Below are 11,108 nucleotides of genomic sequence, written 5' to 3' on the forward strand. Positions count from 1 at the left end.
TAATATGAGTAACTACTACAATATGCCGAAACTCCCGACCGAAGCAAGCCCGAAGGTGGAAATCTTCGTGGATGACAAGGCCGTGATGGTTCCTGGCGATACCAACCTCCTCGAAGCCCTGAAGGCTGTCGGGATTGAAACTCCTCACGTATGTTATCATCCGTATTTGCCGGTGTCGGGTAACTGCCGTCAGTGCCTGGTAGAGCAGGAAGGCCCGCGTGGTCGCATGCTCGTGATTTCGTGCTATACTCCTGTGACTCCGGGTATGAAGATTTATACGCCGGCATCCAGCGCCCGCGTGAAAAACGCCCGCAAGGCCACACAGGAATTCATGCTGGTGAACCACCCGCTCGATTGCCCGATTTGCGACAAGGCCGGTGAATGCACCTTGCAGGAAAACTACATGGAAGCAGGCCAGAACGAAGGCCGCCTCCGTCCGGAATACGGCAAGAATTACCACGGCAATCCGGAACATCAGTTCATTGATGCGAAGGGTCAGCTCCGTGGCGGTAAGCATGTGGACATCGGTCCGCGCATTTTGCTTGACGAAGAACGTTGCGTGCAGTGCGACCGTTGCGTACGCTTTATGCGTAGCATCGCCAAGGACGAACAGCTCCAGCTTGCTGGCCGTGCCGACCATACTTACATTACTACCTTCCCGGGCGAAAAGCTCGACCACGAATACGACCTCTGTGTTACGGACGTATGCCCGACGGGCGCCATGACGGCAAAGTACTTCCGCTTCCAGAAGCGCGTTTGGCTCCTTGCCCATACGCCGACGATTTCGATGGACGACTCCCTCGGTGCAAACATCTGGCTTGATCATGCCGATGGCCGCATCTACCGCGTGATGCCGCGTTGCAACCCGGAAGTGAACCGCAGCTGGCTCTCCAATACGAGCCGTCTCGCTTTCCAGCAGTTCGACAAGAACCGTTTGCCGGCAATTGACGCTTCCGCTCTCCAGATTGGCGGCGGCAAGGTTGCTTTGGTGGCCGGTGGCTCCTGCACGAACGAAGACCTCGCTGCTCTCAAGATGCTCAAGGAAACGCTCGGTGACCGCGCCGAACTCTTCGGTGGTTCCCTCCTCAAGGTGGGTGCTCCGGACGGTATCGCTAAGAGCGGTGACCCGGTGGCAAACCGCGCCGGTATGCAGCTCATGGGCTTTGCCGATGTGGCAGAACTCCTCAAGCGTGCAGGCGAATTCAGCAATCTCATCACCGTGAACGCCGACCTCTACGGCGAAGACGCTGCTGCAGCCAAGGCTCTCGACAAAATTTCGAACCGCATCGCCCTTTCCGCTTTCGATGACGCTACCGCCAAGAAGGCCAAGGTCGCTTTCGGTATCCGCCACTGGAGCGAAGTCCAGGGCACGATGGTCAACAGCCTCAACATCTTGCAGAAGCTCTCTGCCGCTCCGACTTGCCCGGACGAAAAGCTTGCCCCGGCTTACGAAGTGATTTCCGCTTTGGCTGGTAACAAGTTCAATTCGGCTTGCGAAGCTTTCAAGAAGGCTCGTGAATACGTGCCGGCTTTCGCCGACATTACCTATGATGCCATCAAGAGCACAGGAAAGCTCCTGGGAGGTAACGCATAATGGATATTATTGAATCCAAAACCTGGATTGAATGGGCAATCACGATTGCGAAGTTCGCATTCTGCTTCGTGCCAGTCCTTTACATCCTTCTTTTAATCCCGATGGAACGTCGTGGCGCTGGCTTCATGCAAGACCGTCAGGGCCCGAACCGCTCCTACATCAAGATCCCGTACTTCGGCAAGATCCGCTTGCTCGGTTACGTGCAGAACATGTGCGACGGTACGAAGCTCTTCTTCAAGGAAATGTTTGCACCGGCTGGCGTGAACAAGCTCCTTTACTATGTAGCTCCGGCAATCCCGTTCGCTATCGTGTTCCTCTCCCCGTGCGTGATCCCGTGGTTTGGACCGATGATCTTTGACTGGGGTGGCGAAACGGTCCGCATTGCAGGTTCCATCATCGATTCCGATGTGGGCGTACTCTTGCTCTTCGGCTTCTCCTCCATCTCGGCTTACGGTGCCATGCTCGCTGGTTGGGCTTCCAAGTCCAAGTACAGCTTCCTGGGCGCTCTCCGTACGAGCTCTATGACCATCAGCTACGAAGTCTGCCTCGGACTTTCGCTCATGGGCATTTTGCTCCTCGCCGGTTCTTTCAACCTCACGGACATTGTGCAGTGGCAGGAAAATCACGTGTGGGGCATTGTTGCCCAGCCGGTCGCATTCTTCTGCTTCCTCATTGCTAGCATTGCTGAAACGGGCCGTGCTCCGTTCGACGTCGCTGAAGGTGAACCTGAACTCGTCGCCGGTTACCACACGGAATATGGCGCTATGCAGTTCGGTCTCTTCTACATGGGCGAATACTCGCACATCTGCATCAACAGCTTCCTCATTGCAACGCTGTTCCTCGGTGGTTATGCAGTTCCGTTCGTGACGACCGAAACGATGCAGGAACACATGGGTGGCTCCCTTGCCATTCTCTGTGGCGTGCTCGCTTTCATCGCTCTCGCTTTCCTCCACATGATTTACCGCTATTCCCGCAAGCTCAAGGCTACGAATCTTACGCACCGCTTTGAGATTCTCAAGGAATACAAGCTCTACAAGATTGTGGCTTGGGTTGCTACCGCAGCATTCATCGCTCTCGGTATCGCCGCCTGGTTCTTCTACAATCCTGAAAACTTCGTGGTGAACGGCCTCGCTGTCGGTAGCTTTGCTACTGCCGTCGGTACGGCACTCATCCACTTGCTCGTTCTTGTGGCAAAGAGCCTCATCTTCTGCTGGGTCTGGATTTGGGTCCGCTGGACGCTCCCGCGCTTCCGCTATGACCATGTGATGCACCTCGGCTGGAAGATTATCTTGAATATCGCCCTCATCAACCTCGTGGTGACTGCGGTCATTGCAAAACTTTTAGGGGGTAACTAATGCGCGTTATTAAGCAAAAACCGATGACCGTCATCGAACGCCTTTACATTTTCGAGGCTATTCGCGGTCTGTGGACAACCCTTAAGCATGCGGCTCGCGGCTTGTTCCGTTACGAAGAACTCCCGACGATTTCTTACCCGGAAGGTCAGCCCGAAGTTCGCAATACCTACCGTGCCAAGCACCGCTTGATGCTTCGCCCGGATGGTACGCCTCGCTGTGTGGCCTGCGGCATGTGCGCTGCGGCTTGCCCTGCCCACTGCATCTTCATTGAAGCAACGCAGAGCGATGACCCGCGTATCGAAAAGCGCGTGATGCGCTTTGACATCGACCACTTGACTTGCGTGTTCTGCGGCCTTTGCGCAGAAGCTTGCCCGGTCGATGCCCTCCGCATGGATACGAAGCAAATCATTTTCGAACACCGTTCCCGCGAAGACTTCGTGGCTCACCTTTACGATCTCACCAACTGGGATCCGAAGGATTACCCGAATGACGAACAGAGCCAGATGGCTCCGGGCGGTACAAAGAATGCCGAGGCCCGCAAGGTCTGGGGCATGGAGGTCAAATAATGCTTGCATTGATTTATTTCATTGTCCTCGCAGTAATCGCAGTCGGCAGCGCCGTTTGCGTACTCCTCTCTAGACACCCGCTTTATGGCGCCCTCTCGCTGGTCGCCTCGATGGTGTCTCTTGCCGGTATCTACGGCCTTCTCGGAAGCCCGTTCCTCGGCGTCGTGCAGATCATGGTCTACGCAGGTGCAATTATGATGCTCCTTACGTTCGTGATCATGGTCTTGAATGGCGCCCGTGACTCCCACACGCCGATGTTTGACAAGGTCTCGCTCTTCGTGATTCCTGCCGTCATCGTGCTTGCCGGTCTCGTAGGCTTTGCCCTTGTCCGCTCTCCGATTGCATTCGATGCAGCGACGATTCGCGGATCTGTGGCAATCACTTCCAAGACTCTCTTTGATGTAGCTCAGACAGGCCCGGGTTACTTCGTGCTTTTCGAAGTCCTCGGTGTGCTTCTGCTTTCTGCCATGGGTGCCGCAGTGCTTCTCGCCAAGAAGCGCCTTGGTTCTGTGGAATCCGAAAAAACGGAGGATAAACACTAATGGAACTCCAAGCTATATATGTTCAGATCTTGGCCCTGGTCATTTTCGCCATCGGCCTCATGGTCGCGGTCTCTCGCCGCAATGTGTTCTTTGTGCTGATGGGCGTTGAACTCGCCCTGAACGCCGTGAACCTCTCCTTCGTGGGCTTTGCAAAGACTCTGCCTGCGGATGCAAGCATTGTGGGCCAGGTGGTTCCGCTGTTCTCCATCGCAGTTGCCGCAGCTGAAGCTTGCGTCGGCCTTGCCATGGTCATCCTCATTTTCCGCAACCGTGAAAGCGTTGACGCCGACACGTATTCTAACATGAAGGGGTAATAAGCAATGATTTCTCTTGGTTTGATACCTCTCTTCCCGCTGTTGGGATGCATTATCCTCGGTGCTATCGCCGTCATTTCTTCGGGCAGCAAGAAGGGGCCTGCTGAAGGTTTCGTTGGAACTCTCGCAGTCCTCTTCCCGGCGCTCTCCTTTGCAGGTGTCGCTCTCCTTTCGCTCAACATGCCGGAAGGCGGCGTCCGTGAAACGCTCTGCAACTGGATTGACATCCCGATGTTCCGCGTGGATATCGGATTCCTGTTCGATGGTCTTTCCCGCATCATGCTCCTGTTCGTGACGGGCATCGGCTCTCTCATCGCTCTCTACTCGATTGGTTACATGCACGGCGACCGCGGTTTTGCCCGTTACTTCGCCTACATCAACCTCTTCTTGTTCAGCATGATCGTGCTCGTGCTCTCGGACAACTTGCTCCTCACGTTCCTCGGTTGGGAAGGCGTGGGCCTCTGCTCTTACCTCCTCATCGGTTTCTGGAACAAGGATATCAAGAACTGCAAGGCCGCAAATAAGGCTTTCATCGTGAACCGCGTGGGCGATATCGGCTTCTTGCTCGGTATGCTCTGCCTCGTGACGATCGGTGGCTCTGCTATCCTCAACTACGATGTGCTTACGAACTTCATCAGCATGGTCATCAGCGGTAATCACGTTGAATTGGTCATCCCTGTTCTCTCTATTGCTGGAATTCTCTTCTTCATCGGTTGCACGGGTAAGTCTGCTCAGATTCCGCTCCTCACCTGGCTCCCGGATGCTATGGCGGGTCCGACTCCGGTGTCTGCCTTGATCCATGCCGCAACGATGGTGACCTCCGGTGTCTATTTGCTCGCTCGTCTCGGCAGTATGTTTGCTCTCCTCCCGGTCGTACTCGACATTATCGTGATCGTCGGTATGCTCACTGCTTTCTGGGCTGCTGTTGCTGGTCTCTTCCAGAACGACATCAAGAAGGTTCTTGCTTACTCGACCATTAGCCAGCTCGGTTACATGTTCATGGCTTCTGGCGTTTGCGCCTTTGACGCTTCTATCTTCCATGTGTTTACGCATGCCTTCTTCAAGGCGGCTCTCTTCCTTGGCGCTGGTGCCGTGATTCACGCTCTCTCGGGCGAACAGGACATGCGCAAGATGGGTGGCCTTTTGAAGAAGACTCCGGTGACCGCCTGCGTGATGATCTTTGCGTTCCTCGCGATTGTCGGTTTCCCGGGTTTTGCCGGTTTCTGGTCCAAGGACCTGATTCTTGAACGCCTGTTCATGAACTGCTCGATGTTCATTCCGGGCTTCACCGTCTTTGGTGCCGAAGTGCCTAACATTCCGCTGAACGGTGTCGTTTACGGTGTTGGCCTTGCTACGGCTGTGATTACGGCTGTCTACATGGGTCGCCTCATTATCCTTACGTTCTTCGGTAGCTACCGCGGTTCCAAGGAAAGTGAAGAACACATCCACGAAGCTCCGGCGGTCATGCTCATCCCGATGGTGATTCTCGCTTTCGGTGCCGTGTTTGCCGGTTACCTCTGGGCCGATTCCATTGGCATCAAGTTCTTTGCCGAAACGCTTGCTCCGGTCGTTGGCGCCGCTCAGGCTTACAACACCCCGGCTGTCTTGGCTCACGTGAACCCGGTGGTCTTTGCCGCTCTCGGTACGGTGGCAGCCCTCCTCGGTATGTTCATCGCTTACAAGATTTACGCCAATGCCCGTATCCCGGCTGCCAAGGGTAGCTCCGCTCCTGAAGGTGGCAAGGCTACGTGGACATTCCTGTTCGATTCCATCCACAAGTACGTGGGCATCATCCCGGTTAACGTACTTGCATGGATTTGCGATGTCGTTGTCGACAAGATTCTCGCGGCTGCCCAGTGGACGATTGGTGCAATCGCAACGATTCTCGGTGACGGTGCCGCCTCGTTCCAGGTGCGCAAGGTTCGCGTCCAGATCGCCCTTAGCATTGTGGGCTTGGTCGCGCTTGTGGCTATTGTTCTTTTGACTGGAGGTTCTCTCTAATGCTGTTACATCTCCTTGTCCTCGCCCCGTTCGTTGCCGCCATCCTCATGGTGATGACGTCCAAGGAAGACTCCAAGTCTTCTTCCCGCCTTGCTATTCTGATGGGCATCGGCTTTACGGCCATGTCTGTCGCCTTGATTGCAGGCGGTAGCGTTTCGACGGAAGCTATTGAATGGTTCCAGATTCCTGGCTGCAAGGGACCTGTCTACTACTACCTGACGAGTCACGGACTGGCCTCTTGGATGGTGTTCCTCTCCAGCGGTCTTTCTCTCGTGTCCTTGATTTCTGCTCGTGGAATCACTTGCAGGAGCTATCGCAACTTCGCTATCGGCATCTTCTCCTTGATGGGCGCCATGAACGGCACCTTCCTTGCGGCTGATGCTGTGCTCTTCTTCTTCTTCTTCGAAGCCATGGTGATCCCGGCTGCGGTTCTCATCGCTGGTTTCGGTGGCAAGGACAGAATGAAGGCTGCGATGACGTTTGCAATCTACACGCTGGTCGGTTCTGCTCCGATGATGGTCGCTCTCTGGTACATCTTGACGGTTGCCGATAACTCGACGCTCATCTCGCTTGCTATTGCTGTCCAGGGCCTCCCGGAAGGCACCCAGAATGTGCTTCTCGTGTGCTTCCTCCTCGCATTCCTCGTGAAGACTCCGATTTTCCCGTTCCACGGCTGGCAGGCGATCACTTACGCCGAAGCTCCGGCTCCGCTCTCTGCAATCCTCACGGGTGCAATGAGTAAGGCTGGGGTGTTTGGCTTTATCGTCTGGATTCTCCCGATTTTCCCGCTCTCGATGAGCGCAGTCTCTTGCATGATGTGGCTTGGCCTCTTCACGGCTGTTTACGGTGCTCTCATGGCTCTCCGCGCAACGGACGGCAAGAAGCTCCTCGCTTTCAGCTCCATGGGCCATTTGGGCCTCGCTGTGGCTGGCGTGTTCAGCCTTTCTGAAGCTATGCTCCCGGCTGTGCTCGTGTTGCTCGTCGCTCACGGCATTTCGGCTGGTGCCCAGTTCTACCTCATGGGTATTGCAGAACGCATGGCGGGTACACGCGAACTTGACAAACTTGGCGGTCTTTCTTCCAAGAATCCGGTGTTCAGTACGCTCTTTGGCTTTGCTGGCGTGATGGCTCTTGCGGTTCCTGGTACGGCAGGCTTCGTCGGTGAATTCTCCGTGCTCCTCACTTTGTGGGACATGGGTCCGCTCCCGGCTCTCGTGGCAGGATTTACCTTGATCCTCTCCGCTGCATACATGCTCCGCTTTATCCAGAAGGTCATCTTCGGTAAGCAGGCTCGTGAATACGAAGAAGGCCGTTGCACGATGCCGCTCGAAGGCGTTAGCATCGCCGTGATGCTCTTGCTCCTCCTCGTGTTCGGTTTCCATCCGGCATACGTGACGGATTCCCTCAACGAAGCTGACGTGAACGAAGACCCGGCTGCAGCCCAGGTGCTGAACAGTGCCGCTCTCAACAACGGCGAAGCTCCGATGACGACCGAAGAAATCCACCAGCTGGATTCGACGCTTGCCGCTGCCGGCTTCAAGGATGACGAACGCGCTTCGATCATCGCTCAGATGAAGGGCGAAAACGCTTCCGGTGATGCAAAATCTGAAAAGTCTGTGAAGGAGGCTTCCGATGCTAAGTAATCTTGTCTATCTCTTGCCGGTGATCTTCGTGGTCCTGGGCGGCATGGTGGCTCTCGCTGCTGAACCGTTCTTGCGCGACGAAAACAAGCACAAGGTTCTTCCTTGGGTGGCAGCTTTCTTCATTGCTCTTGGCGTTGTTGCTTTGTACTACGCTAAGACCGAAGCTCTCTTGAACCTTTACGCGATGGACCCGGTTCGCCGTGTGCTTTGCATGGCTATCCTCCTTTGCGGTTTCCTCGGCATTTCGGGCCTCCAGTGGACTCTTGGCCGTGAACAGTTCAAGGGCGGTGAAGCTTATGGCCTCATGATGCTTGCCACTAGCGGTGCCATGCTCATGACGCAGGCTATCGACTTTGTCGCCTTGTTCATTGCGATGGAACTCACGAGCTTCCCGATTTACGCTCTCGTGGGCATCCGCCGTAAGGACGTGAACGCTAACGAAGGCGTGTTCAAGTACTTCGTCTCGGGTGCTGTTTTCAGCGCAATCTTCCTCTACGGTGTTTCGCTGATTTACGGTGCAACGGGTTCGACGCATTTCTGCGGTCACGTGCTCGAAGGCCGTATGGCCATCTACAGCGTCGGTATGCTCTTTGTGATTGCAGGTCTCCTCTTCAAGGCTGGCGCTGCTCCGCTCCACTTCTGGGTGGCTGACGTCTATACGGGCGCTTCTGTCGCTGTGACGGGCTTTATGGCCGCTGTCGTGAAGGTCGGTGCTCTTGCCGCTCTCGGTACGGTCTGGGTAAGCGTTCTCGTGACGCGCTCCGGTGCCGAAGCTGTTTGGAACCTCGCTGAAAAGGTGACGGTTGCAAATCCGTCCAAGCCGCTTTTCTACGTGATCTTGGTTGTGGCTCTCCTTTCCATGGTGATTGGTGCATTTAGCGGCCTTGCTCAGAAGTCTGTGCGTCGCATCTTGGCATTCTCTGCTGTGATGAACGCTGGCTTTATCGTGATTGGTCTCTTGGTCCCGAATTACCTCGGCAAGGGCGAAATCCAGATGGGTCCGATGTTCTACTTCCTCATCACTTATGCGATTGCCTCTGCGGGCGCCTTGACGGGCATTGCCTACATGTCGGGCAGGGAAGATTGCAAGGAAAATCTCGAAGACCTCCAGGGTGCAGGTCGCCGCCGTCCGTTCGTGGCTCTTGGCGTTGCTGTGTGCCTGGCCTCTCTTGCTGGCCTTCCGCCGGTTGCTGGTTTCCTTGCAAAGTTCACGCTGTTCACCGAAGCCTTCAATGCTGATCTCGGCTGGCTTGCCGCTATCGGCTTTGGCCTCTCCCTGGTGGCTGCGGTTTACTACCTCCGCATTGCCTACGTGCTCTTTGCCCCGGCAAAGGACGACAAGTGCTGTGGTGGCGACCATATCTGCTGCAAGGCAAACTACGTCTATGTTTACTTGCTCCGCTTTGCTGTTGCCGTGTCCGCTATCGCACTCCTCGTGATTAGCGCTCGCCCGGCACTTGCACTGATTGGCTAGTCAAACTTGTCATCCTGAGCGAAGCGCAAGGCGCGGAGTCGAATGATCTAACGATTTAAAAAACGTCCCGGCTGAAAAAGTCGGGATGTTTTTTTGTATTTTGTTCTTGAAGAGGAACTTTTTAATATGACAACTCCGAAATGTGATGAAAAGAACAAAGAGACATTTAAAGGAACTCTGATTTTTTGGCTTTGTCAAATTATGGGGGAATTGGGAGTCCACTGTTTCATTAGCGGCAAAACTCTAAGAGGATTGCTCTATTTGTCAATGACCGTTATTTCTTGCTTTACCATCCCTGTTGCGGTTTCCTTTGTAATGTTCTTAGGGAAACGTACGTATGGCTTGGACTTGATTGCTGGAATAATGATTCTTGTTGTTGCGGTGCTTGTTTTTATAGATGCATGGACAATAGCGAACGGTCGTTATGCTAATAAAGTAAATGGCAAGAAGTATAGGGGTGGCTTATGGATGAAAATAGTAGCCATTCTAGGACTTGCTTTTAATTTGACCTACGTGTTTTTTGGGGGAGATTTTTTCAATATATCTGAAACCATAAGTAATGAATTAAAAACACGGGTCGTAACGGTTTTGAATGCTGGTGTTAGCGACTATTTGGAAAAACAAGGGTTGTTTTTTGATAAGGAACATCAAATAGGAAGTTTTGAACAGATTGGTTTTGCATCATATTTTAAATATTTTGAATTTATAGATTTGAATGCAGGATTGAAGATATCTTATAAACTCCATTTTGAATGTCCGAATCAATCTACATGGACGATAACTCCTTCTATAGTTGATGGTAAATTGAAATGGGATGTAACAGAACCGGAAGATAAAAGGTGCTCTGAAAATTTCCCATTGAATTTGAATGAAAAATGAGTTAGCTCAGATTTTTGGGAGTTGAATTGTAAAGCCGATTTTTTTTATTTTTCCAAGCGCAAAAAAGGACTATTTATGGATAAGATTTATCGTTCTGGTATTGGTTTTGACGTTCACAAGCTGGTGGAAGGCCGCAAGTGCATTATCGGTGGCGTGGACATCCCGTACGAAAAGGGTTTGCTCGGCCACAGCGATGCAGACGTGCTTTTGCATGCGATTAGCGACGCGTTGCTCGGGGCTGCTGGCCTCGGCGACATCGGCACATACTTCCCGGATACGGACCCGGCATTCAAGGGCGCTGACAGCTTGGAACTCTTGCGCAAGGTCGGCGAAGAAGTCAAGAAGGCGGGCTACGAAATCATCAATATCGATAGCATCGTGATGTGCGAACGCCCGAAGGTGAACCCGCACAAGGAGACTATGAAGGCAAATATAGCGCGTGTGCTTGGCCTTGACGTGAAGCAGATTGGCATCAAGGGCACGACGACCGAAAAGCTCGGCTTCACGGGTCGCGGCGAAGGTATTGCAAGCCAGGCCGTTGCGATGGTCCGCTCTATTTAATTGTTTCAAACGTCATTCTGAACGAACGGAGCGATGTGAAGAATCCTGTTACATTTGACAGGATACTTCCTACTGTCTACCGTCTACTAGAATGTTGTCCTCGGTTCAACGCGACCGGGGTTCTCTTGTTTTTTGCGAGCTATTTTACCTAGCTTTTTTCTATATTTTACACCGACTTT

10 protein-coding genes are annotated in these 11,108 nt (G+C 53.5%); all 10 read left to right on the forward strand.

Annotated features, from left to right (window positions below; all coding sequences use genetic code 11):
• Positions 1-4: 4 nt before the first annotated feature.
• The 10 genes from ACJMM9_RS00190 (at position 5) to ispF (ending at position 10,929) form a co-directional block, all read left to right on the forward strand.
• A complete protein-coding gene (locus tag ACJMM9_RS00190; RefSeq protein ID WP_405322739.1) occupies positions 5-1,594 on the forward strand; it encodes a 2Fe-2S iron-sulfur cluster-binding protein in 1,590 nt (529 codons plus the stop codon).
• Positions 1,594-2,949, forward strand: coding sequence for an NADH-quinone oxidoreductase subunit H (locus tag ACJMM9_RS00195; RefSeq protein ID WP_405322741.1), 1,356 nt, complete (start codon positions 1,594-1,596; stop codon positions 2,947-2,949). Before ACJMM9_RS00190 ends, ACJMM9_RS00195 begins: the two co-directional genes overlap by 1 nt.
• Positions 2,949-3,515: an NADH-quinone oxidoreductase subunit I gene (locus ACJMM9_RS00200; protein ID WP_072827540.1), complete on the forward strand. Its 567-nt coding sequence runs from the start codon at positions 2,949-2,951 to the stop codon at positions 3,513-3,515. The genes ACJMM9_RS00195 and ACJMM9_RS00200 overlap by 1 nt, the downstream gene beginning before the upstream one ends.
• Positions 3,515-4,057 (forward strand): NADH-quinone oxidoreductase subunit J, encoded by a 543-nt coding sequence (locus tag ACJMM9_RS00205; RefSeq protein ID WP_405322744.1) that lies wholly within the window; start codon positions 3,515-3,517, stop codon positions 4,055-4,057. The genes ACJMM9_RS00200 and ACJMM9_RS00205 overlap by 1 nt, the downstream gene beginning before the upstream one ends.
• Positions 4,057-4,371, forward strand: coding sequence for an NADH-quinone oxidoreductase subunit NuoK (gene nuoK, locus ACJMM9_RS00210; protein WP_073423383.1), 315 nt, complete (start codon positions 4,057-4,059; stop codon positions 4,369-4,371). Before ACJMM9_RS00205 ends, nuoK begins: the two co-directional genes overlap by 1 nt.
• 6 nt (positions 4,372-4,377) lie before the next feature.
• Positions 4,378-6,372, forward strand: a complete 1,995-nt coding sequence (gene nuoL / locus ACJMM9_RS00215) for an NADH-quinone oxidoreductase subunit L (protein WP_405322746.1) — start codon at positions 4,378-4,380, stop codon at positions 6,370-6,372.
• Complete coding sequence (locus ACJMM9_RS00220; protein ID WP_405322749.1) at positions 6,372-8,015, forward strand: NuoM family protein; 1,644 nt, start codon at positions 6,372-6,374, stop codon at positions 8,013-8,015. The genes nuoL and ACJMM9_RS00220 overlap by 1 nt, the downstream gene beginning before the upstream one ends.
• Positions 8,005-9,489: an NADH-quinone oxidoreductase subunit N gene (locus ACJMM9_RS00225; RefSeq protein ID WP_405322751.1), complete on the forward strand. Its 1,485-nt coding sequence runs from the start codon at positions 8,005-8,007 to the stop codon at positions 9,487-9,489. The genes ACJMM9_RS00220 and ACJMM9_RS00225 overlap by 11 nt, the downstream gene beginning before the upstream one ends.
• A gap of 93 nt (positions 9,490-9,582) precedes the next feature.
• Positions 9,583-10,368: a hypothetical protein gene (locus ACJMM9_RS00230; RefSeq protein ID WP_405322753.1), complete on the forward strand. Its 786-nt coding sequence runs from the start codon at positions 9,583-9,585 to the stop codon at positions 10,366-10,368.
• Between the two features lie 75 nt (positions 10,369-10,443).
• Positions 10,444-10,929, forward strand: a complete 486-nt coding sequence (gene ispF / locus ACJMM9_RS00235) for a 2-C-methyl-D-erythritol 2,4-cyclodiphosphate synthase (RefSeq protein ID WP_405322755.1) — start codon at positions 10,444-10,446, stop codon at positions 10,927-10,929.
• The last annotated feature ends 179 nt before the right edge of the window (positions 10,930-11,108 follow it).

Origin of the sequence: Fibrobacter sp., assembly GCF_045112255.1 — a bacterium.
Taxonomy (GTDB): domain Bacteria; phylum Fibrobacterota; class Fibrobacteria; order Fibrobacterales; family Fibrobacteraceae; genus Fibrobacter.